The organism is Bradyrhizobium sp. USDA 4538, assembly GCF_024171045.1.
Lineage (GTDB): Bacteria > Pseudomonadota > Alphaproteobacteria > Rhizobiales > Xanthobacteraceae > Bradyrhizobium > Bradyrhizobium australafricanum.
Genome location: NZ_JALJZE010000001.1, coordinates 7388212 through 7407059 on the forward strand (window position 1 = coordinate 7388212; position 18848 = coordinate 7407059).

Consider the following 18848-nt stretch of genomic DNA (forward strand, 5'->3'; position numbering starts at 1 on the left):
AGCGCGCGATGACCGCGCTGCAACGGCGCCGCCTGCGTGTGCCGCGGGTCGGGCTACACGAGCAGGCTGCGGCGCGGCTGCGCACCATGATCGTGCGCGGCGAGCTGGCGCCGGGGCAATCGCTGGGGGAGGCGGACCTGTCCGACGCGCTCGGCGTCTCGCGCACGCCGCTGCGCGAGGCGCTGAAGCAATTGGCGAGCGAGGGCCTGGTCGAGCTGCGGCTCAACCACAGCGCCGTGGTGGCGCCGTTCCGCCGTGCCGAACTCGCCGAACTGTTCGAGGCCGTCAGCGGCATCGAACGCTGCGCCGCCGAGCTCGCCGCGCTGCGCATGGAGCCGGACGACTTCGAACGGCTCGCGGCGCTGCAGGACAAGATCGAATGGCATCACGGCCGCGGCGAGCTGCGCGATTATTTTCAAGTTAATCAGCAGATCCATTCGGCGATCGTCGGCTTCGCCCGCAATGCCGTGTTGAAGGCGACGCACGAGGCGCTGCTGGCGCGGGCCGAGCGGGCGCGCTTCTTCGCGCTGTCGGTGCTCGGCCGCTGGGATGAATCGGTGCAAGAGCATCAGGAGATTTTGTCGGCGCTGAAGGCGCGTGATGCGGCCCGGGCCGGACAGATACTGGCCCACCACGTGCGCCGCACTGGCGAGATCGTCGCCGAGACGCTGGATGCCAAGGCAATGAACGACAAGGCGGACGACGCCGCGGCACCGGAGGCACCGGCAAGGCCGCGCGGCCGCAAGACGAGGAACGTTGCGCCATGAAGATCCTGCTGCTCAATCCCAACACGACGGCTGATGTGACGGATCTGCTCCATGCCGCCGGCAGCAAGGCGGCATCCGCCGGCACCGAGCTCGTGCCGCTCACCGCCGCGCGCGGCGTGCCTTATATCGCGACCCGCGCCGAGGCCCAGATCGGTGGTGCGATCGCGCTGGAGATGCTGGCCGAAGCCGGCCCCGGCGTCGATGCCGCTGTCATCGCGGCGTTCGGCGATCCCGGCCTGTTCGGCGCGCGTGAGCTGTTCGCCTTCCCCGTCGTGGGATTGGCCGAAGCTGCGATGCTCACGGCCTGCATGCTCGGCCGCCGGTTTGGTATCGTCACCTTCGCCGGCGCGCTGGCGCCCTGGTACGAGGAATGCGTCGCCATGCACGGGCTGAGCTCGCGCTGCGCCGGCATTCGCACGCTTGACGGTCATTTCCAGTCGATCTCGCAGGTGCAGGCCGAGAAGGAGGAGCTGCTGGTCGCGCTCGCCAACCGTGCGGTCGATCAGGACAACGCCGACGTCGTCATTCTGTCGGGCGCACCGCTTGCCGGACTCGCGGCAAAAGTCCGCGACCGCATTCCGGTGCCGGTGGTCGATCCGGTCGCGGCGGCGGTGCGGCAGGCGGAGACGCTCGCCGTGCTCAAGCCGCGCAAGGCGGTGGCCGGCACCTTCCGCCGTCCCGATCCGAAGCCGACGCGCGGGCTGGCCGAGCCACTCGCCGCAATCATCGAACACCGCTCACCGAAGGAGGGAACAAACTGATGTCCTTCGACACCATTATCCGCGGCGGCACCGTGGTGACCGCGGCCGACACCTTCGCCTGCGACGTCGGTATCCGTGGCGGCAAGATCACGGCGCTCGGCCATGATCTCGGCGATGCAGCCACGATCATCGACGCCACCGACCGCCTGGTGCTGCCCGGCGGCATCGACAGCCATGTCCACTTCGCCCAGCCGTCCGGTGACGGCATCGTAATGGCCGACGGTTTTGCCAGCGGCACGCGATCGGCGGCCTTCGGCGGCAACACCACCGTGCTGCCGTTCTGTCTGCAGGAGAAGGGCCAGACCCTGCGCGAGGCGCTGAAGCATTACCATTCGCTGGCCGAAGGCGAGTGCCATGTCGACGTCGCCTTCCATCTCATCCTCACCGATCCGACCGAGCATGTGCTGGGCCAGGAGCTGCCGGCCCTGGTCGAGGACGGCTACACCTCGCTCAAGGTCTTCATGACCTATGAGGGCCTCGCGCTGTCGGACCGCGAGCTGCTCGAGACCATGTCGGTCGCGCGCGAGACCGGCGCCATGCTGATGGTGCATGCGGAGAATTTCGACGCCATCCGCTTCCTGACCGACCGGCTCGAACGGACCGGTAACACCGCGCCGCGCTTCCATGCGACCTCGCGGCCGATCCCGGTCGAGCGCGAGGCCACCCATCGCGCGATCTCGCTGTCCGAGCTCGTCGACGTGCCGATCATGATCGTGCATGTCTCGAACCGCGAGGCGATGGACGAAATCCGGCGCGCGCAGCAAAGGGGCTTGCGGGTCATGGGCGAGACCTGTCCGCAATACCTCATGCTGACCGAAAAGGATCTCGATCAGCTCAACATGGAAGGCGCAAAATACGTCTGCTCGCCGCCGCCGCGCGACGTCGCCAGCCAGCAGGCCTGTTGGGAAGGGCTGCAGCAGAAGGTGTTTTCGGTGTTCTCGTCGGACCATTGTCCGTTCCGTTACGACGACCCGCAGGGCAAGCTTGCGCCGAAGGGACGTACCAGCTTCCGCTGGGTGCCGAACGGAATCCCGGGTGTGGCGACGCGGCTGCCGATCCTGTTCTCCGAAGGCGTGGTGAAGGGACGGATCGACCTCAACAGCTTTGTCACCTTCAGCGCCACCAACCACGCCAAGATCTACGGCCTCTATCCGCGCAAGGGCACCATCGCGGTCGGCTCGGATGCCGACATCGCGCTGTGGGACCCGAAGCGCAAGGTCACGATTCGCCACGAGTTGATCCACGACGGCGCGGACTACACGCCCTATGAGGGGCTCGAGGTCACGGGCTGGCCGGTGCTGACCATGGTGCGCGGTAAGGTCGTCGTCGATAACGGTACGCTCATCGGCGGCAAGGAGCACGGCACCTATCTGCCGCGCGCCAAGCCGTTGAAGGCCGCGACCATTCCGTAACGCGACCAATCCGTAACAAGCAAAGAGAGAAGGCAGGAGATCAACATGCCCTATGCTGTGACAGACGACGGAGTGCGGCTCTATTTCGAGGAGACCGGATCGGGGCATCCGGTGATCCTGGTTCACGAGTTCGCCGGCGACCTGCGCAGCTACGAGCCGCAGATGCGGCACTTCGGCAAGCGCTTCCGGACCATCGCCTACAATGCGCGCGGCTTTCCGCCGTCGGATGTACCGGAGCAGGTCTCGTCCTATTCGCAGGCGCGCGCCGCTGACGATATCCTGGCCGTGCTCGATCACATCGGCGCGCCGAAGGCGCATATCGTTGGTCTGTCGATGGGCGGCTTTGCGACGCTGCATTTCGGATTACGTCACCCTGATCGGGCGCTGTCGCTATGCATCGGTGGCTGCGGCTACGGCGCCGAGCTCGATAAGCGCGAGACGTTTCGCGCCGAGGCCGACGTGATCGCGGGCATGATCCGCAAGGAGGGCATTCCGACCTTCGCCGAGCGCTACGCCTACGGGCCGACCCGCGTGCAGTACGAGAACAAGGACCCGCGCGGCCATGCCGAGTTCAAGGCCATGCTGGCCGAGCATTCGGCGGTGGGATCGGCCAACACCCAGCAGGGCGTACAGAAGGAGCGCCCTTCGCTCTACACGCTGGTCGACGAGATGAAGCGGATCAAGGTGCCGACGCTGATCATCACCGGCGACGAGGATTGGCCTTGCCTGCTGCCGGGCATCCTGATGAAGCAGAGCATCCCGTCGGCCGCGCTCGCGGTGATGCCGAACTGCGGCCACGCCATCAACATCGAGGAGCCCGACGAATACAACCGGATCGTCGGCGAATTCCTGGCGCAGGTCGAGAGCGGCCGCTGGCCGCAGCGCGATCCGCGCGCGGTCAGTGCTTCGATCACGGGAATGAAGGGGTAGGCTTCACGCCGAGTTGAATCGCGGCCTTCATCCGCCACCAGACCAAGCATCCGCGCTTTTCGGGACACATCCCCGGAAGGCGCGGATTTTTTTCGGGCGTGAGCAAGCCGCGACAGCCGGCGGTGCACAACCTGTTCGCATGATTGCTGACTGCTGCAGTCATCTCCAACGCGATCCGTTCAATTCCATGTCTTGTGACCGAAACCGCGTCCACAGATAGCCGATCGCGTGAGACGGAAGAGGAGGGCGTCTGTCATGCGCGCAAAGATTGGTCCCCCGATATCTGCAACCGATGCGGACATGAGCGCGCATCATCGTTCGTCGCATTCATTCGACCGACACAGCGCTGTCATCGGTGGTGGATAACTTGTCGCAGGTCGACGTCATAAATCCTTAAAAATAAAAAGGGGCACTACGGTGAAAGCCAAATTTCTTTCGACGGTCGGAGTCTGTCTGGTTGCTGCCGCTGCGGTGATGTGCAGCGCCGCCGCTCAGGACGACAACAAGGGCAATAACGGCCACGATCATCATCCGCACGACATCCACACCCAAACGCCGATCAAGCATCTCGTCGTCATCTTCAACGAGAACCGCTCGTTCGATCACTACTTCGCAACCTACCCGGTTGCGACCAACCCGACCGGCTCGATTCCGTTCACGGCGAAGCCGCATACGCCGAAGGTCAACAATCTCGCCAGCGCCAATCTGTTGACCAATAACCCGAACACCAATCCGGCCAACGGCACCGGCGCAACCAATCCGTTCCGCCTCGACCGCACCCAGGCCAACACCAAGTCGCAGAACCACGCCTATACGCCCGAGCAGCAGGCGGTCGACAACGGCAAGGAAGACCTGTTTCCGAAATTCACCGGTCGCGGCACCGCCGGCGGCGTCGGCGCGTTCGGCACCAACGGGCAGGTGATGGGCTATTTCGACGGCAACACCGTCACCGCGTTCTGGAATTACGCCCAGAACTTCGCGATGAGCGACAACAGCTGGACCGACACCTTTGGTCCGTCGACGCCCGGCGCGCTCGAGGTCGTGTCCGGCCAGACCAACGGCGCGCAGAACATCGTCGGCTCGTCATCGTCGATCGCCGACGGCCAGGGCGGCCTGACGCTCATCGGTGATACCGACCCTGCCTACGATGCCTGCTCGAGCACGACGAGCCAGGTCTTGATGACCAGCAAGAACATCGGCGACCTGCTCAATGCCGAGCAGATCAGCTGGGGCAGCTTCATGGGCGGCTTCGACCTGACGCTCAAGAACAGCAACGGCACCACCAACTGCGGCCGCAGCACGTTCTCGAGCAACGTCAACGGCACCGTCGTGGACTACATCCCGCACCACGCCTGGTTCCAGTACTACAAGTCGACCGCGAACCCGACCCATGCGCGACCGAGCTCGGTGAATGCGGTCGGACACTCCTATATGCCCGGCAGCAAGACGCTCGATCCGGCCAATCATGCCTACGATCTCGAGGACTTCTATGCTTCGGTGAAGGCCGGCAACTTCCCGGCCGTCTCCTACATCAAGATGCCGGCCTATCAGGACGGTCATCCTGGCAACTCCGATCCGCTCGATGAGCAGGCCGGCAATGTCGAGCTGATCAACTTCCTGCAGAAGCAGAAGGAGTGGGGCGAGACCGCCGTCATCATCACCTATGACGACTCCGACGGCTGGTACGACCACCAGTACCTTGCACCGATCAGCGCCTCGTATGATCCCACCGCCGACCAGGTCAACGGTCCCGGCCAGTGCGGTCGCGGTATCGGCAGGCAGACGCCGCCGAACGGCCTCAACGGCCAGCCGGTAAACGGCCGCTGCGGTCCCGGTACGCGTGTCCCGTTCCTGGTGATCTCGCCCTTCGCCAAGCGGAATTACGTCAGCCACACCCGCATCTCGCAGGCCTCCGTCGTTCGCTTCATCGAGGACAACTGGCTGCACGGCCAGCGTCTCGGCGGCGGCTCGTTCGACGACAACGTCGAATCGATCGCCGACATGTTCGACTTCGAGCGCGGCCACGGCCAGGACCACGAGTACCGGCAGGACACGCTGTTTCTCGATCCGACCGCCGGCACCGTCATCGTCAGCGCGCCGGACGATCACCATCACCACTAACGCCCTTCGGTTCTGATCCAATCAGAACCGAAGCTCTGCCCTGACGCGTTCTGCTCGCGCGAACTGGTCTCCAGTTCGCGCGAAAACGCTTAACGACACTGGATCTGATATGAATGGCCGCACCTTGTGGCTTCTCGGCGCCGGCCTGCTGTGCATGGCCGGCGCCGTTGCGGCCGTCGAGACGCAGGGACTTCCGGGGACCAATCCGAACCCGGTGCAGCTCAGGCGTCCGCCTGTTGCTCCGCTGTCCGCCATGGCGCAGCTCGGCCAGAAGATTTTTTTCGACGCGTCGCTGTCCTCGTCGGGCGCATTGTCATGCGCGTCCTGTCACAGTCCGGACCACGCCTACGGGCCACCCAATGATGGGCCGGTGATGCTCGGCGGGCCCGCGCAATCCCGGCAAGGGACACGCGCCGTGCCGGGCCTGACCTATCTCGAGCGGCAGCCGAATTTCAGCATCGGGCCGGAAAAGGACGAAGACGACAATGTCGTCGACTTCGCGCAACTGGCCGCGCTCGGCCAGCAGGCTCCGCGCGCCAAGAAGGTCGCGACCGGGACTGCCGCGTCGGCGGTCAACATCGTGCCGCAGGGCGGACTGTTCTGGGACGGCCGCGCCGATACGCTGCAGGACCAGGCGATCTTCCCGCTGCTCGATCCCAACGAGATGGACGGCGGCAGCATCGAAATCGTGGCGCAGAAGCTGCGCCAGGCGAGCTACGCGCCGCGCTTCGCCGAGCTGTTCGGCGCCGGTGTCTTCGACAATACGCGGCTGCTGGTCGCGGAGGCGATGTTTGCCGTCGCGCGCTATCAGGTGGAGGAGCCGAGCTTCCATCCCTACACCAGCAAGTTCGACTACTGGCTGGAGGGCAGGGCGCGATTGAACGAGAGCGAATTGCGCGGCCTGCAATTGTTCAATGATCCGGACAAGGCCAATTGCGGCGGCTGCCATACGTCGCAGCCGACCCGGGACGATCTGCCGCCGCTGTTCACCGATCACCAATATGAGGCGCTCGGTGCGCCGCGCAACGCCGCGCTCGCCGGCAACCGCGATCCCGATCATTTCGATCTCGGGGTCTGCGGTCCGTACCGCACCGACATTGCCGAGCAGACGCAATATTGCGGGATGTTTCTGACGCCGACCTTGCGCAACACGGCAACGCGTCGCGTGTTCTTCCACAACGGTGTCTTCACGAGCCTCGAGCAGGTGCTCGACTTCTATAACTTCCGCGATACCAATCCGGAGAAGGTCTTTCCGCGCAGCGCCGACGGCACGGTGCGCAAGTACGATGACCTGCCGGAGAAATATCACGGCAATGTCGACGTCAGCGATCCGCCGTTCGAGCGCCATCTCGGCGACACGCCCGCGATGACGGCGCAGGACGAGGCCGACATTGTCGCCTTCCTGAAGACGTTGACCGACGGCTACCAGCCGGAGCGGTGAACGTTCCATCGCGGAACCGAACTGCGAGTTGGCAGGGCCTCGTCATGCGCGCATAATGAGCGCATGAATGTCGTCGAAGGCAACGGTGCCAGGATCCCGGCAATCGGGCTCGGCACATGGGAGCTGCGCGGGCGGACCTGCGCCCGCATCGTCGAGCAGGCGTTGCGGCTCGGCTATCGCCGCATCGACACCGCCCAGATCTATGACAATGAGCGCGAAGTCGGCGAGGGGCTGCGTGCCTCCGGCATCAAGCGCGACGACGTGTTCGTCACCACCAAGGTCTGGACCACGCATTTCATGGCGAAGGATCTCGAACGGTCGGCGAAGGAGAGCCTGGCGCGGCTGCGCCTAACCGAGGTCGATCTGTTGTTGCTGCACTGGCCCAATGCACAGGTGCCGCTTGCCGAGACGCTCGGCGCGCTGGCGCGGGTCAGGCAGGCGGGCCTGGCGCGGCATATCGGTGTCTCGAATTTCAACGTGGCGCTGATCGAGGAGGCGGTGGCGGCATGTCCCGAGCCGCTGGCGTGCGACCAGGTCGAGTACCATCCCTATCTCGACCAGGCCAATGTGATCGAGGCCTGTCGACGCCACGGCATGGCGTTCGTTGCCTACAGCCCGATCGCGAAGGGACGGGTCAAGGGCGACCGCGCGCTGGCGCGGATCGGCGACCGCTATCGCAAGACCGCTGCCCAGGTCAGCCTGCGCTGGCTGGTGCAGCAGAATGTCTCCGCGATCCCGCGTACCTCGAAGCTCGAACGTCTTCAGGAGAACATCGACATCTTCGATTTCGAACTGTCGGTTGACGACATGCGCGAGATCTCGGCGATCGGGAGCGCTGACGCGCGATGATGAGCCCCGCGATGCATGGGTCTTTGCCTGAGCATCAAGTCTTGGAAAGCATCAAGTTTTGGAAAAATGGCTGGGTCCTGATCCGGATCATGCTAATGCCCCGCTGGCCGATTGCGGCTTTGGACCGAATGGGGATTGAGGCAGGCGGGTTCCGGCCGGTATTGTAGCCCGGCGGGGAGAGACGTCACTGATGTGATCGAGTGGGATGAAGTTTCGGCCAAACGCGGATCTGATGGCGTCGGTGTTCGTGCACCTGATGCTGCTCGCGCTGATTTTCCTTTATTCGGAGGTCCATCAATTCGATCCCGTTGCCGCTGACACGGTGCCGGTCGAGATCGTGACGCCGCAGGAGGTCGCCAAGTCCGAGGTCGAGACCAAGCCCGAACCGGCACCGAGCCCGTCGCCGACGCCCGAGTTGCAGTTGCCGTCGCTCGATAAGCCGGTGGATTCGGCCAAGCCCGAACCATCGGCGCAGGCGCCCGCGCCGCAGAAGCAGCAGGCCGCGCCGCAGCCGCCGGAGAAGCAGGCGACGCCGCCGGCGCCCAAGCCCAGCCCGGCACCGCAACGTGCCGCGGCCGAGCCGCCGCCCACGCCGGCACAGCAAACGCCACCGATGCCCCAGCCAGCGGCGCAGCAACAGGCGGCAGCGTCGCCGCCTGCCTATGCGCAGCCCGAGCCTGATCTTTCGGTCAAATACAACGTCATGCTCGGCCTGCCGCCCGATATCTCCGTGAAACCGCCAGCCAGCGCGCCGTCCGGCCCCGGACCCGGCAAGGACAATTTCGACGCGGCCGCCACCGAGCAGGCCGATGTCGGCTCGAGCGTGGTTGCCGAATTCCGCCGTCACCTGAAGACCTGCCTGAAGCTCCCGCCGACGCTGAGCGCGGGCGACGACGTGAAGATCAAGCTCAGGGTGTTCATGAAGCCTGACGGCAAGCTCGCCGCGTCACCCTTGCTGATCGAAGCCACCGCCTCGGAAAAGGGGCCGCTGTTGCTGAAGAGCGCGACCGATGCGCTGCAGGCCTGCCAGCCCTATGCGATGCTGCCGCGGGATCGCTATGGCGAATGGAAGGTGCTCGACCTCGATTTCAGCCCGCGCGATTTCGCGTCGTAGACCAGGGACGAGCGGCGCACTCGGCCTCGCCCCGCGTGCGGGGAGAGGCCGGATTGCATCGCCAGATGCAATCCGGGTGAGGGGGAGTCTCCGCGAACGCGTCTCTCTCCGTCGATGCGGAAACAGCCCCTCACCCCAACCCTCTCCCCGTAAGAACGGGGAGAGGGAGCGCAGCACGGCCTCGACCGTCGCGTCAGCTTCCCATCGCCTGCCAGGCATTCGAGGCGAACTGCCGGCGCCAGATCACGATCACGACGGCGGCTGTCGTGACGAACAGCACCCAGGGGCTGACGAACCAGCCGAGATAACCGAGGGCGAAGAAAAACGCGCGCTGGCCGCGGTTGAAGTGCCGGCCCGCCGTCTCGAACAGCCGCGTGGTGCGGATCACATGGGCCTCGGCCTCCGGCGTATCGCGCTGGTCGGCCGGCGGCATCGCGCCGAACAGGATCGCCACATAGTTGAACAGGCGATAGGCCCAGGCGAATTTGAAGAAGGTGTAGATGAAGATCAGGATCAGCCCGATGCACTTGACCTCCCACAAAGCGGGCGAGGGCGTGAGGTTGACCGGCAGCGCGCCGAGCACGGCGAGCGCGTCATTGGTGGCACGCAAGAGCGCCAGCCCGCCGCCGATGGCGATCAGGCTGGTGGAGGCAAAGAACGCGGTGCCGTTCTGCAGGCTCGCCATGATCTGCATGTCGACCATCCGTGCGTCGCGGTTGAGCAGATTCCGCACCCAGATCTCGCGATAGACGTGCATCCGCGCCGACAGGCTGTCGCGTCCATACGCGGTGTGCTCCAGCGTGATGGCGTAGACCAGCCATTCCAGCGCAAAGAAGCCGACGGCCAGGATGTCGGTCCAATAGCCGGTCATGTTGCCTTCCTTCGTGAGCGCGCGGCTGACTGTCCGCGCCGGGCCGCATCCGCGTCATGTACAGGTTGAACGCGTGCAATGCACTATGGCAAACTACCGAGGCAACAGGATTCCCGGACATGCTCAAGCTCGTCATCGGCAACAAGAACTATTCGTCATGGTCGATGCGGCCCTGGCTGGCGTTGCGCGCCAACAACATCCCGTTCGAAGAGGTCTTCATTCCGCTCTACACGGACCAGGTCGACAAGGACCGCATCCTATCTTTCAGCAAGGCCGGCAAGGTGCCGACGCTGATCGATGGCGACGTCACGGTGTGGGATTCGCTGGCGATCATCGAATATCTCGCCGAGAGATTTCCCGAGGCGAAGCTCTGGCCTGCGGATCGCGCCGCGCGCGCGCATGCCCGCGCGATCTCGGCGGAGATGCATTCCGGCTTCATGCCGCTGCGCAACGAATGCGGCATGAACCTGCACCGGCCGATCCGCGCCGTTGCGCTCTCCGATGATGCGCGCGCCAACGTGGCGCGGATCCAGGAGATCTGGGCCGAGTGCCATGCGCGCTACGGCAAGCGGGGTCCGTTCCTGTTCGGCGCATTCTCCGCGGCCGATGCGATGTACGCGCCCGTGGTGCATCGCTTCCGCACCTACGCGATCCCGGTGAAGGCCGAAGTGCAGCACTATGTCGATGCCATGATGCAGCTTCCGGCGTTCCAGGAATGGACCCGCGACGGCGTTGCCGAGACGCTGCGGATCGCCCGATTCGAGGATGTCTGACGGTTGCTGCGCTTCCGAATTGTGACAGCGGTCGCAAAGATCGCGGCTTGACGCCGCGGGGCCGAAGGCGTCGAATCCCGGAAGGCTGGTTTTGCAAGTCGTGAAAGGACTTAGACCATGGGCATTCTCGATTCCCTGGAGAATTCGCCGGAGCTGAAAGGCATGCTTGGCCAGCTTGGCGCGGCGGTGATCCCCGTCGTGCTCGGCGAGGTCCTGGGCAATGGCGGGCAGGGCGGCTTGTCCGCGATCGTCGCCAAGCTCGAGCAGGCCGGGCTCGGCGAGCAGGTCAAATCCTGGATCGGTACCGGTAAGAACCTGCCGATCACCGCTGAGCAGCTCCAGCAGGTGCTCGGCAGCGACACGGTCAAGCAGCTCGCCGCCAGGTTCAACATTCCGGTGGACCAGCTGTCCAAGGTGCTCGCCCAACAACTTCCGGCTGCGGTCGACGGCGCGAGCCCGGGCGGCAAGCTGCCGCAGACCGCTTGAGCCGGTGGAATCAGGGTTCCAACCGGGCTCGGTGGGCAATTTCCGGCTGGCACGCAAATTGCTGCCTATCGCCCTGAAAAACCTGCAAAATCGCACCTTCGCTATGCCCCAATCTTGCTGGATTTGGGGAGGTGCGATGTGCTAGCTTGCCGCAGGGTTCTCAAAATGCCGGCCTGAGCTATCGGGACTGTCAGCTCAGCCAGCAATCTCTAAGAAAATGGAGAGGGCGTTGAAGCATAAGTACTCGATTGGCGAGACCGTCTATTTCACGGCCAGCAACGTGGCGCGCCCCGCCGCGAGCGGCACCTATCAAGTGATCCGTCTGCTGCCGACCGACGGTGATGATTGCCAATATCGCATCAAGAGCTCGACCGAAGCTTTCGAACGGGTGGCCAAGGAGAGTCAGCTCGCGCTGTCCTGAAGGAGTTGTGCGCAAGCCGGAGGCTGGAGCGGGTTCCGCGCCGCCGCCGTCAAAAGGCCCTGTTCGCAGAACCATTGTGCTGAAGGTTGGACGTCGGGGTGGCGGCGTTCGCCGTCGCCGATTGTGCTTACGCTGCGTTGAGGGACATCGCGCATGAACTGGGCTTCCTCGCTGGATCAGATCTGGCGCTCACCGACCTTCCCGATGTGGCTGACGCTGGCCGCTGCGGGGTTCTTTGGGATCGTCGTTCTGGTCACGCTGCTGCGTGCGGAAAAATCCGTCGCCAACGGCGCGCTGACCGTGATCACGCTGCTGTCGATCGCGGTTGCGGTCGCCGCGACGATCCGTGGCTTCGGCCCGGGCGGGCAGGCGGCGCCGGCCGAGACACGGACGGCGCAACTGGCCAGCCAGACGGTGCCGGCGCTGGCCTGCGTCGACGACCTCGCCGGAGACGCCGTTCTCAACGCCTGCGAGAAGGTGCTGTTCGGTTCATCGGATACGGCCGCGGCGGCGGTCAGCTACGCGGCGGCGCAGGTCTCGCGCCTGACCGCGCTGGGCGACCTCGCGACCGCCGAGCGCAATTCGACCACCGAGTTGCAGGCGCTGCGCCGCGCCATCGAGCATGACCGCTACGGCCTGGTCGCCTATGCGCTGATGGCGCGCGACCACTGCACGCCGACCGCGTGCCCCGCGTTCCGCTCGCTCGGCGACAACCATCAGATCATCGCCAACATGAACGAGCGGACCTACGAGAACCTGATCACGCGCTACGCAGGGTCGTGGAACGCGCCGGCCGGCGCCCAGGCATCGGCTGCCTCCGGCCTGGTCGCGGCGCTGCCGCAGTCGTTGCCCACCGGCAAGCCGACCAATGCGGAGTTTCCGAGCTCAGCGAACACGCCGCCGGTCAGCATCATGACGCCCGAGCCGGCAAAGCCGGCCGCCGCCGCACCAGCGCCGGCCGCGCGCGCCGCCGCGCCGCCCGCCGCAGCCCCGAAGCGTCCGCCGGCGGCGAAGCGCCCGGTCCAGATCGCGCCGGCCCCGGCCGCGCCGGCGTCGCCTCCTGCCGCCGCCAGCGCACCGGCGGCTGCGAACGAGCAATGAGCGTGATGACGGCGGCTTGAGCCGCCGTCGTTGCGCTGTTCCGGCTTCGTTTGGCTCGAAAAGCGCTCTAGTCCCGATATCCACCGCCGCGGAGAGCGCTCCCTTTTCAAAGCGCTCGCCGGCCGCTACATCCGGCGCATGCCGCTTCATCTCATCAAGCTCGCCGTCGGTTGCGACTCCGTCAAGGAACTCAAGGGCTGGGTTGCCGAACGGATGGCGACCGCGAAGAAAAAGGGCCTGCCGCTCCGTCACGTCCACATCACGCGGATGACGCCGAAGCGCGAGGAGGAGATCCTTGCCGGCGGCTCGCTCTATTGGGTGATCCGCGGCGAGATCGCCGCGCGCGAGAAGATCATCGCCATCGAGCCGTTCCGCGACAAGGACGGCATCGGACGCTGCCGGCTGGTGATGCAGCCCAAGGTGATCGCGGTCTCGCCGCGGCCGATGCGGCCGTTCCAGGGCTGGCGCTACCTGACCGCAGACTCCGCGCCGGCCGATCTCACCAAGTCGAGCGCCGCCAGCGTGGCATCGATGCCCGAGCCGATGCGCCGCGAGTTGCGCGACCTCGGCTTGCTGTAAGCAATCGGGTTGCTCTGAGCAATCGAACGGCAGTGATCCGGGATCACTGGGTCACGAGATGCAGCCGAGCCCATTCTGAGGCCGGGACCTCGACATAACGGCCACCCGCCCTGTCGGCGGTGACGTCGAACAGTTCATGGCCGATCCCCATCTCGCTGAGATATCTCCGGAACTGATCGGTGAAGATTGTGGTAAGGCCTTCGCGGTGCTCGGCAGAGACGTTGGGTGCAAGCCGGTCGTAGATCTGCATCCTTGCGGTCAGGATGACGCGGTTGCCGGGCGGCAGGTTACGATGCACGCCGCCCGCAAGCATCAATACACATGCAAGCTCGCAGGGCACACCGGAGAGCTTTTCCTTCGCATCCAGCGGGCCGCCAGGCCGCTTCAGTGCAAAGCATTCCTCCTCGGGTTTTCCGTTGCATGCCTCGACCTCGGTTGCCGCCACCGCCGCATCGATGCCGCGACCGCGCAGGATGCGACCGAGGCTGGCAGCGACGGTGAGGTCGGAGCCCGGTTTGACATTGATCACCACCGGCAGCTTGCGTCCGTTCTGCCGGTCGAGGATCGCTAGCAGGCGCTTGTAGGTGTCCCATTGCACCGCGCCTTCGGCCGCGATCCAGTCCGAGCAGCCGGGGCCGCAGGCATCAGGCGCACCATGCGCGACGTAGAAGATCATGGCGCCGGGCGCCGAATTGACGCCGCCGACCGGCGGCCGGGTCTGTGCCTGCGCCCCAGCCGCGGCCAGCAGCGCGATGCCAAGAACAATGCCTTGCCTGAAGTAATGGTTCATTCCGATCGCCCTTGAAAGGCGCGATCATCCATGCGTCGCGAGCGTGGCGCAAGCACCCGGCCGCACAGATGAGGCCGAGCCCTCATTACAGGCTCGCATCCTCTCTGCGCATGAACCGTTTCACACTTTTCCGGTCCGGTCTCAGACCGCGATATTGTCGATCAGGCGCGTGCTGCCGAGCTTTGCCGCCACCAGCATCCGCATCGGGCCGTCCTTCAGCGAGCCGATCGGCGCCAGGGAGGCGGCGTGGCGCACTTCGAGATAATCGAGCACGAAGCCGGCCCTGGTGATCGCCGCGGCGCCGTCAGCCATTGCGGTCGCGGTATCCTCGCCGGCGCGCAGGCGGCCGGCCGTTTGCTTCATCACCCGGTGAAGCTCAGGGGCGGCGCGCCGTTCCTCCGGCGAGAGGTAGACGTTGCGTGACGACATCGCGAGACCGTCGCGCTCGCGCACCGTTTTGGATCCGATCACCTTGACCCCGAGGTCGAGGTCCGCGGCCATCTGAGTGACGACCCGGAGCTGCTGAAAGTCCTTCTCGCCAAAGATCGCGACGTCGGGCCGGACCTGGGTGAACAGCTTGCCGACCACGGTGGCGACGCCGCCGAAGAAATGCGGCCGGAAGCGATCCTCGAGCCCGGCGGTGGCCGGCCCCTCCGGCACGATCCTGGTGGCGAAGCCGTCCGGGTACATCGCCTTCACCTCGGGATGCCAGATCAGGTCGACGCCCTCGGCGGCGAGCTTGGCGACGTCGGCTTTCCAGGTGCGCGGATAGGAGCCGAAATCTTCGGTCGGCGCGAACTGGGTCGGGTTGACGAAGATCGAGACGACGACCCGCTTGGCGCGGCGCTTGGCGAGCCGCACCAGCGACACATGGCCGTCATGGAGCGCTCCCATGGTTGGGACCAGCGCGACGGTTGCCTTCTTGGCGCGCAGCGTGTCGACGGCGCGACGAAGGGCGGGGACGGTACGGACGACGGTGGGATTTCTCGGCATCTGGTCTCGGCTCGTGGGGCAATCCGGGTGGGAACGAATCTGGGCGGGACGGGTTGGCGTTCGGCAGGTCACGCAGCTTACCAAGTCCGAACCACGATCGGCAAACCGGCCGATAAGCCTTACACGATCTCGAACGTGCGCGGATCAAAGCCGCCGATCGACGCAGCAGTCTTGCTTGATCGATTCATCAGCACGGCCGCAATCGATTTCCTGTCGCAGCGATGCATTTCACTTGACCGCAGCGGCGCTCGCTTTGAAGATCATTGCGGGGATTTGAATCATGTTGGTGCAGGCTCGTCAGGGTCAATCCGGCTCCGCACATGTCATCGTGCTGGGCAACGAGAAGGGTGGATCGGGAAAGTCGACCACCGCCCTGCATATCGCCGTCGCGCTGCTGAAGGCCGGGCAACGCGTCGCCAGCATCGATCTCGACTGCCGCCAGCAGAGCTTCACCCGCTACATCAGCAATCGCCAGGCCTGGGCGCGACGCACCGGGCTCGACCTCGAGCTCCCGGCACACCACTGCATCAAGTACGGCGAGACGATGCAGATCGAGGAGAACGAGAACGCGGAATTCCAGCAGTTCATGGCCGCTGTGAGCGCGGTGGAACGCGCCTGCGATTTCATCGTCATCGATACCCCGGGCGCGGACAGCTACCTGATGCGGCTCGCGCATTCGATGGCCGACACTTTGGTGACCCCGATCAACGACAGCTTCCTCGATTTCGACGTGCTCGGCACCGTCGATCCCGCGACCTATGCGGTGACCGGCGAGAGCCATTATGCGGAGATGGTGCGCGACACCAGACGCAAGCGCCGCCAGCTCGATGGCGCCTCGACCGACTGGATCGTGGTGCGCAACCGGCTCTCGATGCTCGGCTCGCGCAACAAGCAGCTGGTGGCCGACGGCTTGAAACAGCTCTCGCTGCGGCTCGGGTTCCGTGCGGTCGACGGCTTTGCCGAGCGGGTGGTCTATCGCGAATTCTTCCCGCGCGGGCTGACGGCGCTCGACGACATCGACGAGGCGACGCTCGGCACCCGCCCGAGCCTCGGTCACGTCACCGCCCGCGAGGAGGTGATGAGCCTGCTGCGCCAGCTCAAGCTGCCGCTCGACGAGCGCGGCCGCCGCAGGGCCGCCAACCGGGCCGAATGGTTCAGCCAGGTCGACAAGCCGCTGGAAGTCGACGACATCATCGGCAGCTAGACCGCCGGGCACTCCTTCTGGCAGGTTCCAGGGCGTCGGGCGTCCAGGAAGTGACTATCGTCACTTCCTGGCCCGTCCAGAAGTACGGTAGTCTTGCGGGGTTTTCGGCCACTCCGTCGCCAATATGCCGGAACAAAGCTGGCCAGATCCGGTTTTCCCAAGCCAGCCGCGTTTCCGCTCCCCGTCGGTTGGTCTTGAGGTATTATCGTGCCGCAGAGCCATGGCGCCAGAAGCGAATGCACAAAGGTTGTGTGCACCGCACAATGAACGTGCTGCGAAGTCCCAACTTTTAGACTTCCTGTCACAGCGCTGTGACATATATTCTCAAAAGGAGGCCGAAGAGTCTCCGGCCAAGAATAGCCCTGAAAAGGCGGGCACCTCGAGGACGTCATGAAGCGTGGAATTCTCGTTCTGCTTTCTCTCTCCGTGGTGATCACGGCGGCCTATTTCACCGCGAGCAAGTGGGCGATCCGTCACGAAACTCTCATGTTCAAGGACCCGACGCGCGATGAGCGGCCGGTCGCGGTCGACGTTGCCGTGCGCTTCGACAAGGAGATGCAGGCCGACGCTGGCATGATCACGCTGCCGGTTGCGATCCTCAATCATGGCAATACCGTCAAATTCACCGAATATTCCTTCCTCGCGAACGTGTTCGCGGCGCGCGGCTATCTGACCATCAGCATTCAGAACGACCTGCCGTCGGACGGACCGATGGTGACCAAGGTCGGTGAGCTCTATGTCGGCCGCCTGCCGCAGTACCAGCGCGGCATCACCAACATCAAGTTCGCGATCGAGGAGATGAAGAAGCGCCAGCCGAACGCGGACTACAGCAAGCTGACGATGGTCGGCCATTCCAATGGCGGCGACATCGCGATGTATTTCGCCAAGCAGTATCCGGACGAGATCAAGAAGGTGGTGACGCTGGACAATCTGCGCGTGCCGTTCATGACCGACGGCAAGTTCAAGATCCTGTCATTCCGTTCGCATGACTCGCAGTTCAAGCCGGATCCGGGTGTCGTTCCCGATGCCGACGAATGCGAGAAGGCCGGCATCACCGTGGTGAACACCAACTTCCAGCACAACGACATGCGTGACACCGGGCCCGAGAAGGCCAAGGACTCGATCCAGGCCATGCTCGATAAATTCCTCGCCGACACCGACAGCGCTGTCGCGCCGGTCGACACCAGGAATGCGCCGCCGAAGATTCTGGAGCCCGGTCCCGTCTCGCTCTACGTGCCGGTCGAGAAACCTCAGACCTTGACCGATAAGCTCAAGAAGTCGCTCTCGCTGACCAAGACCGAGACGAAGAAGGATCCGTCGGTCACGAATTGACCGGGCGGCCCGCGATCGAGGCTCGCCGGTCAAGTTGACCAATCCACTGCCGCGGCCCACATAGTGTTTGCTGTACGAGGCAAGCGCTGATGGCCGGCAAGACGATCAAACCGACATCCGGAAGCGATGTACGCCCGGCCCATGCGCCTGGCGTGCCGGCATCCAGCGCGAACGACATCGCGGCATTCGTCGCCAAGGCGCGGGCGATGTCGCCGCATCGCGCCGGCGCCCACGGCAGGCTGGTGTTCGCGCTCGACGCCACGATGAGCCGGCAGCCGACATGGGACATGGCGTGCGCGCTGCAGGCGGACATGTTCCGCGAGGCCGGCGCGCTCGGCAGTCTCGATATCCGCCTCGTCTATTATCGCGGCTTCAATGAATGCCGTGCGTCGGGCTGGATCTCCGACAGCGCGCAGCTCGCGCGGCTGATGAGCAAGATCGATTGCCAGGGCGGCAACACCCAGATCGGCAAGGTGCTGTCCGAGACGCGTCGCGAAGCGGTCGAGGCAGGGGTGCGCGCCTTGGTGTTCGTCGGCGACGCGATGGAGGAGAGCGCCGACGATCTCTGCGCCAAAGCCGGTGAGCTCGGCCTGCTCAAGGTGCCGGTCTTCATGTTCCAGGAGGGCAGGGATGCGACCGCCGAGCAAACGTTTCGCGAGATCGCGCGACTGACCGGCGGCGCCTGGTGCAGGTTCGATCCCGGCGCGGCCGCCCAGCTCCGCGAATTGCTGCGTGCCGCCGCAGCCTATGCCGCCGGCGGCCGCGAGGCGCTGCTGCAACTGGCGAAGACGACGAGCGGCGCGGCGAAGCTGATCGGCCAGATGAAATAGCGCCGCGTCGCGTCAGGCTCCGCCTGATGCCGGTGAGACGAAGCTTCGCATGCTTTTTGCCGCCGGGCCGCCT

Annotated in this window: 19 protein-coding genes; 16 read left to right on the plus strand and 3 right to left on the minus strand. The window is 65.0% G+C overall.

Annotation, left to right across the window (positions count from 1 at the left end; genetic code table 11):
- Positions 1 to 8: 8 nt before the first annotated feature.
- The 8 genes from J2R78_RS33800 to J2R78_RS33835 all read left to right on the plus strand — a co-directional run bounded on the left by J2R78_RS33800 (position 9) and on the right by J2R78_RS33835 (position 9395).
- Positions 9 to 767: a GntR family transcriptional regulator gene (locus J2R78_RS33800; RefSeq protein WP_057020880.1), complete on the plus strand. Its 759-nt coding sequence runs from the start codon at positions 9 to 11 to the stop codon at positions 765 to 767.
- Entirely contained in the window at positions 764 to 1528 is a 765-nt protein-coding gene (locus J2R78_RS33805) for an aspartate/glutamate racemase family protein (RefSeq protein WP_253608321.1), read from the plus strand. The genes J2R78_RS33800 and J2R78_RS33805 overlap by 4 nt, the downstream gene beginning before the upstream one ends.
- Complete coding sequence (gene hydA, locus J2R78_RS33810) at positions 1528 to 2940, plus strand: dihydropyrimidinase (protein ID WP_253608322.1); 1413 nt, start codon at positions 1528 to 1530, stop codon at positions 2938 to 2940. Before J2R78_RS33805 ends, hydA begins: the two co-directional genes overlap by 1 nt.
- 45 nt (positions 2941 to 2985) lie before the next feature.
- A complete protein-coding gene (locus J2R78_RS33815) occupies positions 2986 to 3870 on the plus strand; it encodes an alpha/beta fold hydrolase (protein ID WP_253608323.1) in 885 nt (294 codons plus the stop codon).
- A 474-nt stretch (positions 3871 to 4344) separates the two neighbouring features.
- Positions 4345 to 5991 (plus strand): alkaline phosphatase family protein, encoded by a 1647-nt coding sequence (locus tag J2R78_RS33820; protein WP_256558989.1) that lies wholly within the window; start codon positions 4345 to 4347, stop codon positions 5989 to 5991.
- 109 nt (positions 5992 to 6100) lie between these two features.
- A complete protein-coding gene (locus J2R78_RS33825) occupies positions 6101 to 7432 on the plus strand; it encodes a cytochrome-c peroxidase (RefSeq protein WP_253608325.1) in 1332 nt (443 codons plus the stop codon).
- 63 nt (positions 7433 to 7495) lie between these two features.
- Entirely contained in the window at positions 7496 to 8281 is a 786-nt protein-coding gene (locus tag J2R78_RS33830) for an aldo/keto reductase (RefSeq protein WP_253608326.1), read from the plus strand.
- Positions 8282 to 8486: 205 nt separating this feature from the next.
- Positions 8487 to 9395: a hypothetical protein gene (locus tag J2R78_RS33835; protein WP_253608327.1), complete on the plus strand. Its 909-nt coding sequence runs from the start codon at positions 8487 to 8489 to the stop codon at positions 9393 to 9395.
- 193 nt (positions 9396 to 9588) lie between these two features.
- Here J2R78_RS33835 and J2R78_RS33840 read toward each other — a convergent pair whose 3' ends face one another.
- The gene (locus tag J2R78_RS33840; protein WP_076834541.1) at positions 9589 to 10266 is read right to left on the minus strand and encodes a DUF599 domain-containing protein; all 678 of its coding nucleotides are present in this window, start codon (positions 10264 to 10266) and stop codon (positions 9589 to 9591) included.
- 119 nt (positions 10267 to 10385) lie between these two features.
- Here J2R78_RS33840 and J2R78_RS33845 point away from each other — a divergent pair, with 119 nt between their 5' ends.
- From J2R78_RS33845 to J2R78_RS33865, 5 genes are all read left to right on the plus strand, one after another.
- Entirely contained in the window at positions 10386 to 11039 is a 654-nt protein-coding gene (locus J2R78_RS33845; protein ID WP_253608328.1) for a glutathione S-transferase family protein, read from the plus strand.
- Between the two features lie 117 nt (positions 11040 to 11156).
- Complete coding sequence (locus tag J2R78_RS33850; protein ID WP_253608329.1) at positions 11157 to 11525, plus strand: YidB family protein; 369 nt, start codon at positions 11157 to 11159, stop codon at positions 11523 to 11525.
- 217 nt (positions 11526 to 11742) lie between these two features.
- Positions 11743 to 11946, plus strand: coding sequence for a hypothetical protein (locus J2R78_RS33855; protein WP_018272021.1), 204 nt, complete (start codon positions 11743 to 11745; stop codon positions 11944 to 11946).
- A 153-nt stretch (positions 11947 to 12099) separates the two neighbouring features.
- Positions 12100 to 13047 carry a hypothetical protein gene (locus tag J2R78_RS33860; RefSeq protein ID WP_253608330.1) on the plus strand — a complete coding sequence of 316 codons (948 nt, stop codon included), beginning with the start codon at positions 12100 to 12102 and terminating at the stop codon, positions 13045 to 13047.
- A 138-nt stretch (positions 13048 to 13185) separates the two neighbouring features.
- Complete coding sequence (locus J2R78_RS33865) at positions 13186 to 13626, plus strand: DUF1489 family protein (protein ID WP_028336418.1); 441 nt, start codon at positions 13186 to 13188, stop codon at positions 13624 to 13626.
- A gap of 43 nt (positions 13627 to 13669) precedes the next feature.
- Here J2R78_RS33865 and J2R78_RS33870 read toward each other — a convergent pair whose 3' ends face one another.
- Both J2R78_RS33870 and panC read right to left on the minus strand, forming a co-directional pair.
- Positions 13670 to 14416 carry a hypothetical protein gene (locus tag J2R78_RS33870; RefSeq protein WP_253608331.1) on the minus strand — a complete coding sequence of 249 codons (747 nt, stop codon included), beginning with the start codon at positions 14414 to 14416 and terminating at the stop codon, positions 13670 to 13672.
- A 141-nt stretch (positions 14417 to 14557) separates the two neighbouring features.
- Positions 14558 to 15409: a pantoate--beta-alanine ligase gene (gene panC, locus J2R78_RS33875; protein WP_028336416.1), complete on the minus strand. Its 852-nt coding sequence runs from the start codon at positions 15407 to 15409 to the stop codon at positions 14558 to 14560.
- Positions 15410 to 15689: 280 nt separating this feature from the next.
- On the opposite strand from panC, the gene J2R78_RS33880 reads away from it, so the two are divergent.
- The 3 genes from J2R78_RS33880 to J2R78_RS33890 all read left to right on the plus strand — a co-directional run bounded on the left by J2R78_RS33880 (position 15690) and on the right by J2R78_RS33890 (position 18775).
- Positions 15690 to 16613: a division plane positioning ATPase MipZ gene (locus J2R78_RS33880; protein ID WP_057020819.1), complete on the plus strand. Its 924-nt coding sequence runs from the start codon at positions 15690 to 15692 to the stop codon at positions 16611 to 16613.
- Between the two features lie 390 nt (positions 16614 to 17003).
- Entirely contained in the window at positions 17004 to 17945 is a 942-nt protein-coding gene (locus J2R78_RS33885) for an alpha/beta hydrolase (RefSeq protein WP_050999547.1), read from the plus strand.
- Between the two features lie 89 nt (positions 17946 to 18034).
- Complete coding sequence (locus tag J2R78_RS33890) at positions 18035 to 18775, plus strand: VWA domain-containing protein (protein WP_253608332.1); 741 nt, start codon at positions 18035 to 18037, stop codon at positions 18773 to 18775.
- The last annotated feature ends 73 nt before the right edge of the window (positions 18776 to 18848 follow it).

Excerpts from the sequence above, each read along its gene's own strand:
- J2R78_RS33815 (WP_253608323.1), top strand. The coding sequence starts at position 2,986 with ATGCCCTATGCTGTGACAGACGACGGAGTGCGGCTCTATTTCGAGGAG.
- J2R78_RS33890 (WP_253608332.1), top strand. The coding sequence starts at position 18,035 with ATGGCCGGCAAGACGATCAAACCGACATCCGGAAGCGATGTACGCCCG.
- J2R78_RS33800 (WP_057020880.1), top strand. The coding sequence starts at position 9 with ATGACCGCGCTGCAACGGCGCCGCCTGCGTGTGCCGCGGGTCGGGCTA.
- J2R78_RS33865 (WP_028336418.1), top strand. The coding sequence starts at position 13,186 with ATGCCGCTTCATCTCATCAAGCTCGCCGTCGGTTGCGACTCCGTCAAG.
- J2R78_RS33825 (WP_253608325.1), top strand. The coding sequence starts at position 6,101 with ATGAATGGCCGCACCTTGTGGCTTCTCGGCGCCGGCCTGCTGTGCATG.
- J2R78_RS33845 (WP_253608328.1), top strand. The coding sequence starts at position 10,386 with ATGCTCAAGCTCGTCATCGGCAACAAGAACTATTCGTCATGGTCGATG.
- J2R78_RS33830 (WP_253608326.1), top strand. The coding sequence starts at position 7,496 with ATGAATGTCGTCGAAGGCAACGGTGCCAGGATCCCGGCAATCGGGCTC.
- J2R78_RS33870 (WP_253608331.1), bottom strand. The coding sequence starts at position 14,416 with ATGAACCATTACTTCAGGCAAGGCATTGTTCTTGGCATCGCGCTGCTG.
- J2R78_RS33860 (WP_253608330.1), top strand. The coding sequence starts at position 12,100 with ATGAACTGGGCTTCCTCGCTGGATCAGATCTGGCGCTCACCGACCTTC.
- J2R78_RS33840 (WP_076834541.1), bottom strand. The coding sequence starts at position 10,266 with ATGACCGGCTATTGGACCGACATCCTGGCCGTCGGCTTCTTTGCGCTG.
- J2R78_RS33820 (WP_256558989.1), top strand. The coding sequence starts at position 4,345 with ATGTGCAGCGCCGCCGCTCAGGACGACAACAAGGGCAATAACGGCCAC.
- J2R78_RS33805 (WP_253608321.1), top strand. The coding sequence starts at position 764 with ATGAAGATCCTGCTGCTCAATCCCAACACGACGGCTGATGTGACGGAT.
- J2R78_RS33880 (WP_057020819.1), top strand. The coding sequence starts at position 15,690 with ATGTTGGTGCAGGCTCGTCAGGGTCAATCCGGCTCCGCACATGTCATC.
- J2R78_RS33855 (WP_018272021.1), top strand. The coding sequence starts at position 11,743 with ATGGAGAGGGCGTTGAAGCATAAGTACTCGATTGGCGAGACCGTCTAT.
- J2R78_RS33835 (WP_253608327.1), top strand. The coding sequence starts at position 8,487 with ATGAAGTTTCGGCCAAACGCGGATCTGATGGCGTCGGTGTTCGTGCAC.
- J2R78_RS33885 (WP_050999547.1), top strand. The coding sequence starts at position 17,004 with ATGAAGCGTGGAATTCTCGTTCTGCTTTCTCTCTCCGTGGTGATCACG.
- J2R78_RS33850 (WP_253608329.1), top strand. The coding sequence starts at position 11,157 with ATGGGCATTCTCGATTCCCTGGAGAATTCGCCGGAGCTGAAAGGCATG.
- hydA (WP_253608322.1), top strand. The coding sequence starts at position 1,528 with ATGTCCTTCGACACCATTATCCGCGGCGGCACCGTGGTGACCGCGGCC.
- panC (WP_028336416.1), bottom strand. The coding sequence starts at position 15,409 with ATGCCGAGAAATCCCACCGTCGTCCGTACCGTCCCCGCCCTTCGTCGC.